15 protein-coding genes are annotated in these 18,742 nt (G+C 40.8%); 7 read left to right on the forward strand and 8 right to left on the reverse strand.

Annotated elements, in window-relative coordinates; genetic code table 11:
• Positions 1-90: 90 nt before the first annotated feature.
• The 3 genes from clpX to tig form a co-directional block, all read right to left on the reverse strand.
• Positions 91-1,431: an ATP-dependent protease ATP-binding subunit ClpX gene (clpX, locus tag U2718_RS31045; RefSeq protein WP_341993868.1), complete on the reverse strand. Its 1,341-nt coding sequence runs from the start codon at positions 1,429-1,431 to the stop codon at positions 91-93.
• A gap of 9 nt (positions 1,432-1,440) precedes the next feature.
• Positions 1,441-2,136, reverse strand: a complete 696-nt coding sequence (gene clpP, locus U2718_RS31050; protein ID WP_341993867.1) for an ATP-dependent Clp endopeptidase proteolytic subunit ClpP — start codon at positions 2,134-2,136, stop codon at positions 1,441-1,443.
• 221 nt (positions 2,137-2,357) lie between these two features.
• A complete protein-coding gene (tig, locus tag U2718_RS31055) occupies positions 2,358-3,773 on the reverse strand; it encodes a trigger factor (RefSeq protein ID WP_341993865.1) in 1,416 nt (471 codons plus the stop codon).
• A gap of 811 nt (positions 3,774-4,584) precedes the next feature.
• Here tig and U2718_RS31060 point away from each other — a divergent pair.
• The 3 genes from U2718_RS31060 to U2718_RS31070 all read left to right on the forward strand — a co-directional run bounded on the left by U2718_RS31060 (position 4,585) and on the right by U2718_RS31070 (position 8,733).
• Positions 4,585-5,655: an aspartate-semialdehyde dehydrogenase gene (locus U2718_RS31060; RefSeq protein ID WP_341993864.1), complete on the forward strand. Its 1,071-nt coding sequence runs from the start codon at positions 4,585-4,587 to the stop codon at positions 5,653-5,655.
• Between the two features lie 133 nt (positions 5,656-5,788).
• Entirely contained in the window at positions 5,789-6,670 is an 882-nt protein-coding gene (gene dapA, locus U2718_RS31065; protein WP_341993863.1) for a 4-hydroxy-tetrahydrodipicolinate synthase, read from the forward strand.
• 290 nt (positions 6,671-6,960) lie between these two features.
• Positions 6,961-8,733 (forward strand): ribonuclease J, encoded by a 1,773-nt coding sequence (locus tag U2718_RS31070; protein WP_341993862.1) that lies wholly within the window; start codon positions 6,961-6,963, stop codon positions 8,731-8,733.
• A 410-nt stretch (positions 8,734-9,143) separates the two neighbouring features.
• Here the strand turns inward: U2718_RS31070 and U2718_RS31075 are convergent, their stop codons facing one another.
• A complete protein-coding gene (locus U2718_RS31075; protein WP_341993861.1) occupies positions 9,144-9,485 on the reverse strand; it encodes a hypothetical protein in 342 nt (113 codons plus the stop codon).
• Positions 9,486-9,737: 252 nt separating this feature from the next.
• On the reverse strand, positions 9,738-10,934 hold the full coding sequence (locus U2718_RS31080; RefSeq protein ID WP_341993860.1) for an anion transporter: 1,197 nt from the start codon (positions 10,932-10,934) through the stop codon (positions 9,738-9,740).
• Between the two features lie 374 nt (positions 10,935-11,308).
• Here U2718_RS31080 and U2718_RS31085 point away from each other — a divergent pair, with 374 nt between their 5' ends.
• Entirely contained in the window at positions 11,309-11,686 is a 378-nt protein-coding gene (locus U2718_RS31085) for a Mo-dependent nitrogenase C-terminal domain-containing protein (protein ID WP_341993859.1), read from the forward strand.
• A 118-nt stretch (positions 11,687-11,804) separates the two neighbouring features.
• Here U2718_RS31085 and U2718_RS31090 read toward each other — a convergent pair whose 3' ends face one another.
• A complete protein-coding gene (locus U2718_RS31090) occupies positions 11,805-13,658 on the reverse strand; it encodes a caspase domain-containing protein (RefSeq protein WP_341993858.1) in 1,854 nt (617 codons plus the stop codon).
• A 277-nt stretch (positions 13,659-13,935) separates the two neighbouring features.
• Between U2718_RS31090 and U2718_RS31095 the strand changes: the two genes are divergently transcribed.
• The 3 genes from U2718_RS31095 (at position 13,936) to U2718_RS31105 (ending at position 15,518) form a co-directional block, all read left to right on the forward strand.
• The gene (locus U2718_RS31095; protein ID WP_341993857.1) at positions 13,936-14,403 is read left to right on the forward strand and encodes a hypothetical protein; all 468 of its coding nucleotides are present in this window, start codon (positions 13,936-13,938) and stop codon (positions 14,401-14,403) included.
• 200 nt (positions 14,404-14,603) lie between these two features.
• A complete protein-coding gene (gene rpmF / locus U2718_RS31100) occupies positions 14,604-14,783 on the forward strand; it encodes a 50S ribosomal protein L32 (protein ID WP_289792498.1) in 180 nt (59 codons plus the stop codon).
• Between the two features lie 138 nt (positions 14,784-14,921).
• Positions 14,922-15,518: a sulfite oxidase-like oxidoreductase gene (locus U2718_RS31105; RefSeq protein WP_341993856.1), complete on the forward strand. Its 597-nt coding sequence runs from the start codon at positions 14,922-14,924 to the stop codon at positions 15,516-15,518.
• A 68-nt stretch (positions 15,519-15,586) separates the two neighbouring features.
• Here the strand turns inward: U2718_RS31105 and U2718_RS31110 are convergent, their stop codons facing one another.
• The gene (locus U2718_RS31110; protein ID WP_341993855.1) at positions 15,587-16,963 is read right to left on the reverse strand and encodes an aldehyde dehydrogenase; all 1,377 of its coding nucleotides are present in this window, start codon (positions 16,961-16,963) and stop codon (positions 15,587-15,589) included.
• A gap of 30 nt (positions 16,964-16,993) precedes the next feature.
• On the reverse strand, positions 16,994-18,094 hold the full coding sequence (locus U2718_RS31115) for a hybrid sensor histidine kinase/response regulator (RefSeq protein ID WP_341993854.1): 1,101 nt from the start codon (positions 18,092-18,094) through the stop codon (positions 16,994-16,996).
• Positions 18,095-18,742: the final 648 nt, after the last annotated feature.

The raw sequence follows: 18,742 nt of genomic DNA on the forward strand, positions 1-18,742 counted from the left end.
TAAAGTGTGAAGGATGAAGTTATGAAAAATTTTATCTTTTATCCTACCCTACGGGAAGCCGCCCGTAGGGCGTCTACATCCTTTATCCTTTTACGCTGATTCTGGTTTAGGCATCGTGGACGGATGCATAATCAATTCGGCAGTGGAACGTTTTTCCACCATTTCCTTCGTCACTGTACAGCGAGTCACATCTTTACGAGATGGTAACTCGTACATCACATCCAGCATCAGTTCTTCGACAATACCACGCAGCGCTCTTGCTCCAGTTTTCCGGCGATAGGCTTCTTGAGCGATCGCTCGCAAAGCTTCTTGTTTAAACTCTAACTGGACATTATCCATCTTCAACAGTTTTTGATACTGCTTAACTAAGGCACTGCGCGGCTGGGTTAATATTGCCATCAGCGCTTCTTCATCTAGTGGATCTACCACCGCCACCATTGGTACTCTACCGATGAATTCTGGAATCATGCCAAACTTAACCAGGTCGTCTGGTTCAAGATAGCGGAGAGTGTCTGCTGCCCGCTTTTCCTTTGTCTGTCCTTCTCCTGGTTGCACAAAACCGATTGACTTTTTACCCGTTCTCTGCTCTACTACTTTCTCTAAGCCAACAAAAGCACCACCGCAAATGAACAAGATATTACTGGTATCAATTTGAATACAGTCTTGATAGGGGTGCTTACGTCCGCCTTGAGGTGGCACATTAGCAATTGTTCCCTCTAACATTTTTAGCAGTGCTTGTTGCACGCCTTCACCAGATACATCTCGCGTAATGGAGGGATTTTCGCTCTTACGGGCAATTTTATCAATTTCGTCAATGTAGATAATTCCCCGCTGCGCCTCTTCGACATCTAAGTCTGCTACTTGTAACAGTCGCAGCAAGATATTTTCTACATCTTCGCCCACATATCCCGCTTCAGTGAGGGTTGTAGCATCAGCAACTGCAAAGGGTACATCAAGGATTTTTGCCAAAGTTTGTGCCAAAAGTGTTTTGCCACAGCCTGTAGGGCCAATCAGCAAAATGTTTGACTTTTGCAGTTCGACAGCATCATCTGTTGCTCCCTTGCCATTGTTTTTGGACTGAACCAGTGATAACCGTTTGTAGTGATTGTAAACAGCTACTGACAAAACTTTTTTGGCTTCGTCTTGACCAATGACGTGTTCGTCCAAATATTTTTTAATCTCTCGCGGTTTGGGGATTTGATTTAACGAGAGACTGGCAGAGCGGGCGCGGCGTTTTTGAGGAGGTTCTGACCGAGGTGCTGGTTGTGACGCAGCACTGTTAGTGTCGAGTAATTCCTCATCTAAGATTTCATTGCACAAGTCAACGCACTCATCACAGATGTAGACTCCCGGGCCAGCGATGAGTTTACGCACCTGCTCCTGAGACTTGCCACAAAACGAACATTTCAAATGGGAGTCGTATTTAGACATACCAGCCTCTTATTTCACAATGGTGACGTTTTCCCCTGCTGCGGGAAGATTTTGTCTATGGATGACCTGATCGATCAATCCGTAATTTTTGGCTTCTTCAGCCGACATAAAAAAGTCCCGTTCAGTATCAGCTTCGATTCTTTCTAATGGTTGACCAGTATGCTGGGCAAGTAACTGATTCAACTTAGATTTATGATATAGAATTTCTTTGGCTTGTATTTCGATATCAACGGCTTGTCCCTGAGCACCACCTAAGGGTTGGTGAATCATAATCCGAGAATCTGGTAAAGACATTCGTTTGCCAGCAGTGCCTGCACACAACAAAAATGCCCCCATGCTCGCGGCTAAACCAAAACAGATTGTGACTACATCAGGGCGAATTTGTTGGATGGTATCATAAATTGCCATGCCTGCTGTGACAGAGCCGCCAGGAGAATTTATGTACAGTTGAATATCTTTTTCTGGATCTTCGGCGTCTAGAAACAACAATTGGGCAACTATTGAATTGGCAACATTATCGTCAATTGGCGTTCCCAAAAAAATAATCCGCTCTCGCAGCAGGCGGGAGTAGATATCAAAAGCTCGTTCTCCCATGCCAGATTGTTCTACAACCATGGGGAGGATGTTACTGGGAAGGCTTTGGGAGCGCATTTCAAATTTATTTAAACTGCTGATTGGATAATTTCCCGACTGCGATACAAGCATAGAAAATATTTGATAACCAAAGAATAACAGCGGTTCAGACAGCCTACGCTGACTATGATAGCGACTGGTTTTGTGTTGTTAGGTATGTGTTAACCATTATGCCTCATATAAATTCTTCTCGTGTAAACACAGTATCAAGCCAAGGCGGCAAACGGCGAGGCAATTTATTTAAGTTTCCTTAAATGTTCCGCCTTGGAACGGGAAATGTTACCTTTTGCAAGCTATTGTGCTTCTGCTGGGGAAGTTACTTCGCTTGTTTGTTCCTGGGTTTCAGTTACTTCTGGTGTTGTTTGCTCTGTCGCACTCAAAGAACCTTCGGGTACTAGTTCAACTTTTGAGTGTTCTAAGAGCCAATCAATAGTTTTTTCTGTTATTAGTTCATTTTCGACGACTTCTCGTAGTCTATCTTGGTCAACCTCTTGTTCGGAGTACTGTTCCAGAAGTTCTTTGACTCTGGCTGCGACTTCTTCCTCGCTGACTTTAATAGATTCGCGTTTGCCAATTTCTTCTAGAGCAAGCGATCGCTTCAAGCGCTCAACTGCTTCATCGTGAGAACGTTGCCGCAACTGAGGAATAACATCAGGAGTAAACAATTTCTTGATATCTAGCCCTTGCTGCGACAGCCGAATAGCAGTTTGCGTCAACATATTATCGACTTCCTGCTCGATCATTGTTTCCGGCAAATCGACTTCTACATATTTCAAAAGTTCCTTGACTAGAGCTTCTTGCTGATTTCCTTTCGTTTTTTGTTCAGCCTCTTTTTGAAATCTTTCTTCTAAGGAAGTACGTAACTCTGCCAAAGTCTCAAACTCGCTGACTTCTTGTGCAAAATCATCATTGAGTTCTGGCAGTTCTTTTTCCTTAATTTCTTTGAGGGTAACTGTGAAAATCGCTGGTTTCCCGGCTAGTTCTTCATTAGCATATGGATCTGGAAAGGTAGCCGAGACTTCTTTGGTTTCGCCAGGATTCATTCCCACAATCCCGACAACAAAGCCGGGAATAAATCTATCTTCTTGTAACTCAACTTGAAAATCAGTGGCTTCTCCACCAGGAATAGCTTCAGGTTCTGCTGCTTCATCCTCACCCTCAGCTTTTGCCAGCACGCCTTTAAAATCTACTACAGCAACATCCCCCAATTGTGCTGGGCGTCCTTCTACAGGGATTAATGTTGCCATTTGCTGACGTTCGCTTTCTAGAACTTTGTCTACTTGCTGTGGATCGTACTTGATTTCTTCGGCTTTGATTTGCAAATCAGTGTATTGAGCCAAATTCACTTCGGGTGGTACATCAACAGCAGCAGAAATAGTCAGGGCTTTACCTGGTTCATAATTATTAATTAAATCCTCATACGAAGAACGTAATCGCGGTTGCCCGATCGCATTGATGTCTTCTTGTTTTACCGCTTGCGTAATTCCATCTTGAATTAGTTCTTCCAGCGCTGCTGCCTTGATTCGAGTTGCCCCTAGACGCTGCAGCAATATCTGCCGTGGCACTTTGCCTTTGCGAAACCCAGGAATATTGGCAGAACGAGTGAAGTTTTGAATTACCTGTTCGTAGGTTTGCTTGGTCTTTTCGGGCGTAATTTCTATTTCCAGACCTATTTGACTGGCGGGAAGTTTTTCCTGGGTAACTTTCATGCTTCGTCTCTATTGCTTTGTTGCTACTATTTCTTTTTGTTACTTTTACCAAAGACGCGATCTGCATAGCTCCTGGAAATCAAGCTCCCTCTCATCTCTAAATTTATGATTTCCAAACTTTGGGGCGGGAGCTACCCCCAAGCTTTACCAGCTTTCCCGATGTATGGGTGCTGCTGAATAGAGATCCAGTTTACTGCCAATGCGAAAGCTCTTGATACTCTAGCGCAAATCAGTCTATATTATTTAGCCTCCTCAGTAGCTTTTACCAGATAGCTGATGACGTGTTCTCCCAATTCGCAACAAGTGGTTGCAATTTGCAATTGCTTGTTACAACATTTGAGTAAACTGCTGGATCAGGAGAGTTGTTACTACTGGTTAGGTATTACCCAGAGTAAAAATTTGGGTTTCTAGCCTGCTGCACTTAAATCCATTTGGATCATAGTACATCCATAGTCTAGACAACTTTCATATTCTTAATAGGGATTCTGTGGCTGTTCTGAGACCTCACATCAGTCTTTAATAGCAAAACTGCGATTTGCTGTATAATATATATAATTTATAATTTTGCATTCAGTAAAAAACTAATAGCTAATTGTTGTAAAATGCAACATTTTTTTTGTAAAAGTAAAAATTAAGTAAATCACTGTATAAATTAGAAATTAAATTTTATTAATGACGAGTATTAGAGTATTCAAAGGTTTATTTAAATTTTTGTGTTGTTATTTTCAGTTAATTTAAGTATGAATTATGAATAAAGTCTGAGTTTAGAAAGTATCCGAGAAATGTCACAAGTGTTAAGGAGGAAGCAAATTTGTCGAAATCCTATCGTTTAGCTATTTTAGGAGCAACTGGTGCAGTTGGCAGAGAATTATTGGAACTTTTAGAAAGCCGTAACTTTCCCGTTTCAGATTTGAAGTTGTTGGCATCAGAACGTAGTGCGGGACAGATGTTAACCTTTAAGGGTGAAAATATTCTCGTAGAACCAGTCAGCGATGCAATGTTTGAGAACGTGGATCTAGTGCTGGCAAGCGCAGGAGGTTCAACATCCAAAACTTGGGCATCTGTAGCAGTAGAAAAAGGGGCAGTGGTAATAGATAATTCCAGTGCTTTTCGGATGAACTCCGATGTCCCTTTGGTGGTTCCAGAAGTAAATCCTCAAGCAGCAGCAAAGCACAAAGGAATTATAGCCAACCCCAACTGCACCACAATTTTAATGGCAGTAGCAGTGTGGCCGTTGCATCAAGTCAAACCCGTCAAACGTATTGTAGCTGCGACCTATCAATCTGCAAGCGGTGCAGGTGCACAAGCGATGGCAGAAGTAAAAACTCAAACTAGTGCGATTTTAGAAGGCAAAGAACCAACCACGGAAGTATTTCCTTACCCGTTGGCATTTAATTTATTCCCACACAATTCTCCATTAAATGATTGGGGATATTGCGAAGAAGAAATGAAAATGGTCAACGAAACACGGAAAATTTTTGACAATCAGCAGATCAGAATTACTGCTACCTGTGTACGAGTACCTGTACTTCGCGCTCATTCAGAAGCTATTAATCTAGAATTTGAGACACCATTTAGTTCAGAGGAAGCCAGAGAAATTTTAAAGAGATCTCCTGGAGTAAAGCTATTAGAAGATTGGCAAAAAAATTATTTTCCTATGCCCATAGAAGCAACAGGAAAAGATGAGGTTTTAGTAGGTAGAATTCGTCAGGATATTTCTCACCCTTACGGTTTAGAATTGTGGTTATGTGGCGATCAAATCCGTAAAGGTGCTGCACTGAACGCTGTACAAATTGCTGAGTTATTAGTAGAAAATAATCTACTGCAACCACAAGCAGCAACATACATTAGCTCATCGTCAACCAAAGTCCATAGCTCATAGTTAAAAGCCCAGTTCTTCTAAGATTAGCTATTTAAAATTGACTAATGACTAATGACTTGAAACACATTTACGGATAGGTTATTAATAGAGAACCACCAAAACAAAAAAACAAAAACTCAGGAGTGTAAAAAGGGTGGTAGATTTTGGTAGAGTTCTAACCGCAATAATTACGCCGTTCAAAGAAGACGGCAGTGTAAATTATGATGTTGCAGCACAACTGGCAGAACATTTAGCAAACAATGGTACAGACACAGTTGTGGTATGTGGAACAACAGGAGAATCTCCAACTCTGAGTTGGGAAGAGGAATACCAATTATTTTCCACTGTCTTAAAAGCAGTAGCAGGGAAGGCACTGGTAATGGCAGGATGTGGTTCTAATTCCACTAAAGAGGCGATTGCCGCTACCCAAAAAGCAGCTAAAATAGGAGTACACGGTGCCTTACAAGTTGTTCCTTATTACAATAAACCACCGCAAGAAGGGCTTTACCAGCATTTTCAAGCTATAGCCGTTTCTGGTGATTTGCCTATTTTGTTATATAATGTACCAGGTCGTACTAGTCAAAATCTTAGCCCCGAAACGGTTGCTCGCCTAGCAGAGATTGAAAATATTATTGGCATAAAAGAAGCTAGTGGTAATTTAGACCAAGCAAGTGAAATTCGTCGCTTGACACCAAAAGAATTTCAGATTTACTCTGGAGATGATTCTTTAACACTGCCAATGTTAGCAGTCGGGGCAAAGGGTGTAGTTAGTGTTGCTTCTCATTTGGTAGGTAATGAACTACAGCAGATGATCCAATTATTGGATTCGGGTAAAATCCAAGCTGCTAGTGATATTCATCTGCGACTGTTCCCCCTATTTAAAGCCTTGTTTATCACGACAAATCCAATTCCAGTTAAAAAAGCATTACAACTTCAAGGGTGGGAGGTTGGTTCTACTCGCCCGCCATTGTGCGAAGCTGACGTGAAAGTCACTCAAAAGTTAGAGGCAGTTATGAAGGAACTAGGTTTAATTTAGCAGGAACTGTCAGAAACTAAGAGACTTTTATAATTAGAAGCCATAGTTAGCATTATAAGTAATTTTAACAGTGTAGCAGGTATAATTCCTGTGCTAATAAAGAAAATTACTGCCAAATCTGCTTGCTTAAAGTACATTTTTATTGAAGATTACTGAACAATAAAACATCCAATAAAAACTCGACTAGTTCCTCGGTTTCTTAACCAACTTAATAGACAGATATTGTCAACTGTCTTAAAAGACTTCTAAATTCCAACATTATTTACAACAAAGAACAATCTAAGGAGAAAATGACTAAAAACGATAACAATTCCGCCTTAAAAATTATTCCATTAGGCGGCTTACATGAAATTGGCAAAAATACCTGTGTTTTTGAATATGATGATGAGATTATTCTGTTAGATGCGGGTTTAGCGTTTCCTACAGATGGAATGCACGGAGTTAATATTGTCCTGCCAGACATGACCTATGTGCGGGAAAATCGTCACAAAATTAAAGGCATGATCGTCACTCACGGTCATGAAGATCATATTGGTGGCATTGCCTTTCATCTCAAGCAATTTGAAATTCCTACAATATACGGCCCAAGATTAGCAATGGCAATGCTAGAGGGCAAATTGGAGGAAGCTGGTGTACGCGATCACACCGAATTAAGAACCGTTCTTCCCCGCGATGTCGTGCGAATTGGCAAACATTTTTTTGTGGAATATATTCGCAATACCCACTCCATTGCGGACAGCTTCAGCGTCGCTATTCATACACCACTTGGTGTGATTATCCATACAGGAGATTTTAAATTTGACCACACTCCTGTAGACGGTGAACGTTTTGATTTGCAACGTTTAGCCGAACACGGTGAAAAAGGCGTTCTTTGCTTGATGAGTGATTCAACTAACTCAGAAGTTCCTGGATTCACGCCCTCCGAAAGTTCTGTCGCTGCTAATCTTGACAGAGTTTTCTCTCAAGCCTCTGGGCGACTTTTTGTCACTACCTTCGCTTCAAGCGTACACCGCATCAATATTATTTTGCAGTTGGCGCAGAAGCACAATCGTGTCGTCGGGGTAGTTGGGCGTTCCATGCTGAATTTAATTGCCCATGCTCGCAACCTTGGTTACATCAAATGTAAAGATGATTTGTTGCAGCCACTGAATGCAATCCGCAATATACCAGATGAAAACGTATTAATTTTGACAACTGGTTCTCAAGGCGAACCGATGTCAGCCCTAACACGTATAGCTAATAAAGAACATCCTCATATCAAAATTCGACAAGGAGATACAGTAGTCTTCTCAGCTAACCCAATTCCCGGCAATACTATAGCTGTTGTCAACGTCATCGATAAATTGATGATGCAGGGCGCGAATGTTGTTTATGGCAGAGAAAAAGGTATTCACGTCTCCGGTCACGGTTGCCAGGAAGACCAAAAGTTGATGTTAGCATTAACTCGACCCAAGTTTTTCTTACCCGTTCACGGCGAGCATCGGATGCTGGTGAAGCATTCCCAGACAGCTCAAAGTATGGGCATTCCCGCCGAGAATATGGTGATTATTCAGAATGGCGATATTGTGGAATTGACACAAGAATCTATTGCCGTTGCGGGCAAAGTCCCATCAGGTCTAGAATTGGTCGATACTTCTAGTTCCGGTATGGTTAGTGCCAAAGTATTGCAAGAACGACAAAAGATGGCAGAGGAAGGTATTGTTACCATTGCCACCGCCATCGATTGGAGTGGCAAGTTGATGGCAAAACCAGAAATTCACCTGCGGGGTGTGGTGACAAGCATCGAGCGATCGCTTCTGCAAAAGTGGGTACAACAGCGGATCGAAGAAATACTCAGCGTACGCTGGACAGAATTTGCCCAAACTTTTGATGGCGAGCAACCAGAGGTAGATTGGGGTGGATTGCAAGAAGTACTTGAGCGGGAAATGGCGCGTTCCATCCGTCGTGAACTGCAATGTCAACCATCCGTAACGCTTTTGATGCAAATTCCCGATGAGCCTCCTGTAAAAGTTGCCGATGGTAGAAGGCGGCGTACACGTACTGCTGCTCAGGTAGCATCGTAGTAGTCCGTAGAGCTTGAATTGCTAGGGGTTGGGATAAATTAAAGCAAAGTAAGCAATCTTAGTTAGCTTTGCTTACGTCACATCTTGCGCCTCACCTTTAAAACACCTGGAACTTAAGTTCCAGGCTAACAATTCAAGTACGTTAAAACGGACTGAAAACCTCGCTAGTTTGCTTAAGCAGACTTTAGCTTTTTGCGGTGAAATTTATTTCTTGACGGACAAGAACTTAGTTGTAAAGTATAAGCTTTGCACATAGTAGCGTGACAGAGTATACCTGATAGTCAAGTTTTGCGAAGAAGCACCAATATGAGCTTTTTTTTAGAGCAAAAAGTACAAAACTACTCTGTTTTCTTCCTTTCGTAACTTTTTGCCAAGATAGCCCATCTGGTGTAAGGTTACGACTCAGGAACTTAATTCATACCATCATCAAATTCGATTTCAGCCCCTGCACTGGGCATTGAAGGGTATGGAGAGCGAGGCATACCTGTAGTGGGTGGATCGTCATCATTCAACAATGGCAGATAATGAGCTAGCAAAGGATCACAAGGGTTGAGTTTATTGGCTTGACGGAAGTGGTATATTGCCAAATCCTTCAAGTCTAATCCTAGACAAGCAACACCCATTAAAGAATGATATTCTGCCTCAGAGTCGTTAATTTCTAAAGCTTTACGGAGTATCAAAATTACATCAGCCCAAGCACCTTCTTTTCCACTATCTAAAGCTTGGTTGTAAAGTTCAATATCTTGACGCATGGCAGCATGACAAATCTTTGTATCTATAACTATTTTGATAGAATAAAGTTAAAGCTTGACTTAATAAAATAGTTCTATATTTAATCTTTAATAACGACTAAGTAAAAGGCAAATAATAGAAGGCAGATAGCAGAAGGTAAAAGGCTGTTTCCATCCGCTTTCTAGAAGTTGCTATTTTATATTTAATCATGTCCACCTACTTATCTATATCTTTACTAAAACTAGGTAAGGATTGTTTTGAATACTTATTTTTTAGTGAATCCACAGAAAAACTAAAAGCAAATTTAACAAAGTTATTGGCACGCCAAAGCGCAGATGCTCAAGAAAAGTTAGCTGGTATCCTAACTCAGCAGCAGCTTCTACGACTATCAAATTTGCTACCGAACCAAATAAAGTTAAGTTCCCTGCTAGGGTTGATCCTGCTGCTAGTAATAACCAGGATTGAGTATCATCATTAGGAATCAGGGGTTGCAGTAGAAGTACAGCAGGAACATTAGAAATCAGGTTAGACAAAATTACTGTTACACTCAAAAGTCCAGCAGAAGAGTTAACTGCATAGGTGAAAGGTTTGAGCAAATTTAATTGTTGTGTAACTTTAGTCAAAATAAACAGTCCGGAAAACATCACCAGCAAGTTCCAATCCACCTTCTTGAGAATGCGTTGAGGTTTAACACGACGCGTGAGAAGTAACAAGCTAGCAACAACTAAAGCTGACTCTGCTACAGGTAAACCAGCAATAAAGGCAATTAACAATCCGGTGGTAAGTACTAAGGTTTTATAAAAAAGGGGTTTGAAGACGCGTTGTTTACGAATAAGTAATTCTGTACAGGGTACGGTTGAGCGTACATTTGGATAAAGCAGGCACAGTAGGATTACTTGAATAGCTAAACCAGTTACAGCAACTGGAGTTAATGCCTTCATAAAATCAAGGAAGGGGATACCCGAAAAGGAACCAATTAAAATGTTTTGGGGATTACCGCTTAAGGTGGCAACAGAACCGATGTTAGTAGCCCCTGCGATCGCCAACAAGTAAGGTATTGGGTTCAACCGCAATGCTTGAGTGAGGCTGATTGTCAATGGCGTAAAAATTAGTACTAAGGTATCATTGAGAAAAAAAGCGGAGAGGATGCCACTGCTAAAAGTTAGGGCAATCAATATACCAAAAGGACTGCGGGTAAAGCGCAATAGAAATGAGAGTACTTGTGGAAAAACCCCGGCATAGGAAAGATTGGCATTAACCACCATCATGCTTAACAAAAATACAATGGTTGTAGAATCAATTGCATCCCATGCTTGCCGCAAACTCAACACGCCCGTCGCAATTAAAAAGCTAGATCCTACTAAGGCGATCGTGGCACGGTTCATGCGAAAGCCAGGAACATAGCCCAATGCCAACCCCAAGTAAGTAAGCCCTAACACGCCGTAGATAGCTAATTTGTCAATTGTCATTGGTATATTATTGAGCTATTTTTCTCTAAAATCAAAAAGCAGTATTTGTACCTACAGACAATCAATACAAGAAATAGATATGATTTGTCTGCAAATAAGTTTTGTAAATGTTAAATTAATATCTGTCTGTAGGTAGATGTCTTTATTAGAATTTAAATTATGTCAAGTTATGAATAAGATAGTATTGTCACACTTCCGATTCCGGGAAAATTGCGATTAACTTGACGTATTAATAAGTAGATTCTGATGCGAGTGGCTACCGAAACATTAGATCTAAGCTTTGTCTAAACCACATTCTTCCGGGAAATGCGATTTTTACCTTGTATATCTTCAGCGAAGTGGTGAAGACCCTCACGAAAAAAGAGGAGTAAAACATGAAGGTATTCAATAATACCACAAAAAAGATTTTTTTGGCTGGCTGGGTATCATTAAATCCAACAGAAGCTACAAATGCTAATGTTATTCAGCTAGGTTGTAGTACACCCAAACTTTACTTTCTTATTCTCCAACCATTACGTCATTGGCTAGACAGTCTACAAGTCCGCGATCGCCAATTCGCTCATCGTTTATGTACGTTCATTCCTGCTCAATGTCCCTTCGAGCGCGACGTTAAGTTATTCGGTAGAACCTTTTTTCACATTCCACCGATGTGCAAACTCAATCCTTTGTACGAACAATTAGTTGGCTTGCGTTTCCGAGCGCTATGCTATTTAGCTGATGAATGCGGCGAGGACGTATCACAGTACTGTTAAAGACTAAAAATTGTTAGTAGTTAGTGGTTAGTAGCGACTGCCGTGCGGGTTTAGAAGATAAGTTATCGGTTTGAACCGAAAGTTAATCAACAAAACCCGCCCCTACTAACTACTAACTCTATTTTTTTTGCCACTTTTGCAGTGCTTGTTGAGCCTTTTTATAAGCTGATGTCTCTTCTGGAACTAAAAGAACGGTTGCAATTGCTGCTTGGAATTGTCTTTGCGAAGCTCGTTTTATAGCTATATCTAAGATTTTTTCGCTCCATAGGTTGATCGCTTTTTGAGCTTGCTCAAAACCAGGTTCACCTGGTGCTACTTTTTTGGCTACTTCAATTGCGCGATTATAAGTAGATGCCTGTCCAGGCATAATCAAGGCATTAGCAGCATCTAAAAGAGTTTTATTACTCATATACTGCTTTGCCTCAATTCGCCATAGGCTAATAGATGCTTGTGCTTGTGGGTAAATAGATAGATCTTTACCAACCAATTGAGCTGTGGCTATGGCTTTGGCGTACTGTCTTCGCTGTGCGCGACTTTCGGCTAAATTTAAGATCATCCTGCTCCAAATTTGGATATTATCTTGAGCTTGTTTATAAAGTGGTTGATCGGGCTGAATTTTTCGCGCTTTGGCGATCGCTAAACTGAGATCCCTAGCTTGATTTGGACGAAGAGACATTTTTGCTAATTCTAACCTTGCCTTATTATGCTTAATGGCTTGAGAATTAGCACTGATTAACGAGGGTGACTGGCTTTTTGGTGTAGGTGCCGAGGTGACAGGAGAAGTCTTAATAAAATTGTTATCGTAAGCCGTATCTGGTGATATTGGCAGAATCTCCGTTTCGGTATCATCATTAATGGTTTTAGATGATGCCGAAAGCATTTCCACCACTTTCAAACCTCCTTGGTTGCGTAGATAAACTACTGCAACTAAGCCCAATACGAGCATTGTACCTGCACTCCATAAAAGTAGTGGATTCCACAACCAAGTGTTTGCCACCCTTTTATTTTTCTTAATCTTAGTTGAGGACAAAGAAGATTTAAGGGAATGGGAAGATATGGGAACGCTTTGTTTGTTTCCATATTGGTACGTGTTTGTGTCAGTATCAGGATTTGTGGTTGTAGTTGACTGCCACGCAGAATAATTTATTTGAGGATTAGGGTGGAGCGAAGGAGCAGGAAGTGCAGCAGCTAAAATTTCTCTAGAACCGATCATCGGTGATTCTTCCCTATCTTCATCCACTTCCAAAGTTGGCAAAATATCTTCCTCCTTTGAAGGGATAACAGTAACGGGGTTTTGCGTCGGACGCCAGTAGTGTTGACATAGCTCTGGTGTGCGCAGACTAAGATATCTTTCTAAGCCCTCCAAGGTGTTGTCATGATGGGAACGCAAAGCCTCTAATAGTGCTGCTGTGAAGAATCCGTGGCCTAATTCGCTACTTTCGTGGGAGAATTGCTCCGGTTGGCAAGAAACAATTGTGGGAATTTCTAGTTCCTGAGCCAGTTCAATGATTTCTTGTCCAACAAGATCAGTCCCTTTATTTGCAAAAGCACGGTTAATATCAAATATCAAAACTATCTCTAGTTCCGCAACTAGCAAGCTCTGCATAATGGATCTGACTTCGATGCCAGTTTCTTCTATATGTTCGGGGTTTGCTTCTGCTGGCATCAAATAATCTTGTCCGTTGTAGTTAACACCGTAACCACTGAAGAAGAACCACACTTTGTCTTGCGGTTGCCAACAGGCTGCTGCCAAATCCTCCAGCAAAAGCAGAATATTCTCCTTTGTAGGATAGGTAGATCTATCACCTAAAGGCGGTGAAGTATCTGTCATCAACAGACACTGTTGTTGCAAAAACCCTGCTTCTACTATTAAAAAATCCTTTAAGGCCTCGGCATCAGCTTGCGCACACCCTAAAGGTTGAAAGAACTGATATTGATTTATGCCAATGGCGATCGCCCAATTATTTGCCATCGCGCTCTGTGTCGGTTATTTTTTACTTACTTGAAATCGCGGTTGGCTTTGCTGAAAAAACAAAGCTAACCTAGTGTTTTATAGCTAATGCGAACATCATCTCATGAAGAGATTGAGTGTCATTTTTATTACTTACTTAACCAAGAAAATACTAGTATCGAATTCCACTTGATTGGTCATATTTAGGAGTATATGGGTTATGAGGAGTTGCAGTCATCAATCATTAAGCAGATCTTCTTTAGCAAAGCAAAATCCTCTTGAGAGGTTCATTCAACTTATGCCACTAATTGCGAAGAAAATCCGGATCGGTCATGCATTAGTTTTGTTGAGTCTTGCAGCTCCTATATGGCTGCTAACAGAAGCGATCGCCCCGAAGATTGTGCAAGCTTACACCACCAGAGTAGACTTAGCTATTGACCGCCTGCCAGAGGAGAACTACGAAACCCTGTTACGAAGGGCAGAAAATGCTGCTAGAGCAGCTGCTCAACGCAGTTTTGATCAAGATATATTAGTATCAGATGTATCTGTATTCGTTACCGTACAAAATCAAGGAGCGATCGCACCAGTTTTAGAATTAGCAGTCAGTCGTCAACAATGGCGAACTCGCCCCGATCCCCAACGCTGGGCAAGATATTTCAAGAATGCGCGATCGCTATTATTTATGAAAGACAATCTCACAACAACTACACCTGCCAATGTCACTCCAAATCTAGTTCCAGCCTCCGATCCCCAACCTAAACAGTAGTCTACTACTCTGTCAGAGTAATTTTACAGGGTTAAAATTCTCCACATCACCGCGTCTAGTGTGTCAGCCTCAACCTGACAATTGTTGGCTGACAGAGTACTACCAACCGCCAGCAAATAATACCAACTCTTCCACCTCTACCGCAGAGGCATTAATGAATTAGAATAATAAGGTTGTCAAAAATTGCGTTATCCGCTACTATGGCTGTTCCAAAGAAGAAAACATCAAAGTCCAAACGCGATCAGCGTCGAGCTACTTGGAGGCGCAAAGCAGCCCTTGAAGCTCAAAAAGCTCTTTCTCTCGGCAAGTCGATTTTAACTGGACGTTCTACATTTGTGTATCCATCAGCAGAGGAAGAAGAGGAAGAAGAGGAATCCTAAAACTGCTAATTGTTAACTGCTAATAGCTAATTGTTTTCTTACCATTAGCTGTTAGCCACTAGCTCTTACCGATTGGCGATAAAAAGTAATCATATAAAAACTAAAGTGTCTTCTTAAGAGCACTTATTTTTTGTAACTATGTTAGGAAAACACTTTCAAAAACCAACGCAGGAAGAAGGCGAACGCGTTCCACCAGGACAATACTTGACTAAGGGCTTCCCCGTATTAACTTATGGTGCCACTCCTCAAGTCAGTACAGATAATTGGGAGTTTCGAGTTTGGGGTTTGGCAAAAGCCAAGACATTTACTTGGCAAGATTTTATGGCACTACCCCAACATGAATTTACTGCTGACTTCCATTGCGTCACTCGCTGGTCTAAGCTTGATGTCAAATGGACTGGTATTAAAGTCACAGATTTCATGGAATTAATTGAAGTTGATCCCAAAGCTGCCCATGTCATGGAACATTGCTATGGTGGCTACACTACCAATATTTCCATGCCAGACTTTATGCGCGAAGAAAACTTCTTTGCTTTTAAATTGTTTGGTGAACCGTTACCTGCTGAACATGGAGGGCCGTTGCGGTTAGTTGTTCCCCACCTGTATGCTTGGAAAAGCGCCAAGTGGCTAAATGGCCTAGAGTTTCTCGAAAGTGAAGAATTTGGTTTTTGGGAACGTAACGGCTATCACCAACGAGGCGAACCTTGGGCAGAAGAACGCTACAGTAATTTTTAAAATAGCTAATATTTGAACGATAAGATCCCGGACTTCTTAAAGAAGTCCGGGATCTAGATATCTTAATACTAACCAATCAGTCGCTTTAAAAAAGACAACTTCCCTTGATAGGGAGCATATCGCCATTTTAAGTCTAGCCAGAAAGAATTTTGTAACACGCTTTTGTAATGGGAAAAGGTGTCGAAACTAGCTTTACCGTGATAGCTACCGATACCGCTATCACCCACGCCACCAAATGGCAAAGTTAGCACACCAGATTGCATGAGCGTATCGTTGAGGCAAACGCCGCCAGATGAGGTAGATTGCAAAACTCGCTGTTGCAGATTTTTATTGTTAGAAAATAAATATAGAGCTAAAGGTTTTGGTCGAGAGTTAATCTTTTGAATGATATCTGTAATATTGTTATATGTAATCACAGGTAAGATGGGGCCAAAAATTTCTTCCTGCATGACATCATCGTCCCAAGAAATATGATCAAGAACCGTAGGAGAAATATAAAGCTGATCCCGATGACTTTTTCCACCTATGATTATTTCACCATCATCTAAAAACTTTATAAGTTGGTCGAAATGTTTTTCATGGATAATTCGAGTGTAATCGGGACTATTGGTTGGATTTTCACCATAAAACTCTTGCAGACATTTTTTAATATTCTCAAGTAAAGGTTGTTTAATGTCTTGATGTACTAAAAGATAGTCAGGTGCAATGCAAGTCTGTCCGGCATTAACGAATTTACCCCAACAAATTCTTCTCGCAGTTTTTTCGATATCAATTTCAGTATCTACAATACAAGGACTTTTGCCACCCAATTCTAAAGTGACTGGTGTCAGATGTTTAGCAGCAGCTTGCATAACAATTCTACCCACAGCACTGCTACCAGTAAAAAAGATGTGATCAAACTTTTCTGTTAATAATTGTTGACTCGTTTCTATCCCACCTTCTACTATAGTAATATAATCCGGATCAAAAGTTATTTTAATTATTTTGGCTAACAAACTAGAGGTATAAGGAGCAAATTCTGAAGGTTTGAGGATGGCGCAGTTACCAGCAGCGATCGCACCTACTAGTGGGGAAATTATTAAATGAAATGGATAGTTCCAAGGACTGATAATCAAAACCACGCCTAGTGGTTCTGGTTGAATTCGTGCTGAGTAGGGAAAAAACTCTAAGGAGACTGCTGCTTTTTTAGGTTTAATCCAATTTCTAATATTTTTTATAGCATAATCTATTTCTTTAATAGTACTAATTTCTGTAAGATAACTTTCAAATATCGGCTTATGTAAATCTGCTGCTAATGCTTTTAAAATCTCCTGTTCATGTTCAATCACTACTCGCTTGAGACTTTCCAAATTTTTGAGACGAAAATCTAATTTCTTTGTTTTATCTGTTGCAAAAAAATTACGTTGTTTGTGGACAAGCTCACATACCGACGATTCAACACCCATTGTTTAACCTTGAAAAATCCGAGAATAACCTTACTGTTTCATAGGTAAATTCACAATAAATATACTACCTTTACCTACTTCTGAATCGACTTCGATAGTACCTTTGTGTATTTCGACAATTCGCCGAGAAAGATATAGTCCTAAACCACTACCAGAACGCTTGTGACTGCCTTGGCGAAATCTTTCAAACAAAGTTGTTTGTTCTTCAGGAGGAATGCCCACTCCTGTATCTGCAACTTTGATGGTAACGCTTTCACTAGAATTTGTAGATGGTGTGAGACTTACTGTCACCGAGCCAGTATCAGTGAATTTGATGGCATTACCAATTAGATTAGTAAATAACCGATGCAGTTCTAAGCGATCGCCTATGACTGTGCTTGTAGTTAACTCTTCACAGAGATCCAAATTTACAGCTAGTCCCTTTTGTTGAGCTAAAGGAGTTAACTCACCTGCAACTTCTTTTAGTAACTGTGCTAAATTCACTGGTTGAAACGCCAGAGCTTTACGACCCGCTTCAAAACGATAAACTTCTAGCAAGGTGTTTACCATAGTCAACAGGTTGCTGTTGCTACGAGCCATGATTGTAATCACTTCCTGCATTTGTGATGATAACTGTCCCAAAGCTCCCTCGTGAAATAACATCAGCATTCGATCTGCCGCGACTAAGGGAGTGCGTAAGTCATGAGTCAGGCGAGAGACAAAATCTTCTCTTTGGCGGGCAATTTCATCGCGTTCATCAATACTGTGCTTGAGTCGAAGCAGCGATCTCACTCGTGCCAATAATTCGTCTACGGTTACTGGCTTGCGGATAAAGTCATCTGCCCCCAAATCTAACCCGTGCGCGACATTGGGTGAGTCATGGGCAGTGATCAACAAAATCGGGACAAACGGCAAACTCTTATTTTCTCTAATACACTTAGTGACTTCGTAACCATCCATCCCTGGCATCATCAGATCCAGCAACACTAAATCAAATGGTGCTTCTGCAATTTTCGCTAATGCAGAAGAGCCGTTTTCTGCTGTGCTAACTGTGTAGCCTTCTTCCTCCAAAATAGTTTTAATTAAAAATACGTTATCTGGAGAATCATCTACTACCAGTATTTTATCAGAGCGAGAAGAGAGAGCATTCATTGGGGCTGATTTTTTGATAAAAGTTCTGCTTTGAAAGGAAATTTTTTGGTATATATTGTTTTTTTTATTTTATGTTTAACTTTCTGTCAAGAAATTTTATTTATCAATAAATAGTAACTAATCTACTGTATCAACAACAGATTGAGCTATTTAACAAATAATCACACTGTAAAATTATGGAATTTATCCAAAGAGCAAATAGCCAAAGTACTGGATCATAAAAATTAGGTAGTTGATGTTAGTTTTAACCATGACAGGCAAACTTTGCTACTGCACAACTAAGTGACACTATACAACTGTAGCGTGTGGAGAAGTTTGCTTGACTAATTTTTTGGCAAGCTTAAAATCCTTACCTCAAAATTAGGCAATCACACTCTCACCCCAAAATGAGCGATCACATTTTCAAATTTGGATTCAAATAGTCAGGATAACGCTTTGAATATTGCTTCTATTTGCGGCTTTAAGTTTGGCAAGTTTCACTCAATAATATACCAAACTACGTCTAAATCAATTTCAAAATATCAGCATAGCTGCTTGTTAACTTGTCAGTAGAAGACTATACTACAGACTTCTACCAAATTCGTTGCAGATTGAGTACAAATCCAGGTAGAAACTTATGAACTACTCCGACCTGCTATCGCTGAGGTT

The sequence above is a fragment of the Chlorogloeopsis sp. ULAP02 genome, from assembly GCF_038404745.2.
Classification (GTDB): domain Bacteria; phylum Cyanobacteriota; class Cyanobacteriia; order Cyanobacteriales; family Nostocaceae; genus Chlorogloeopsis.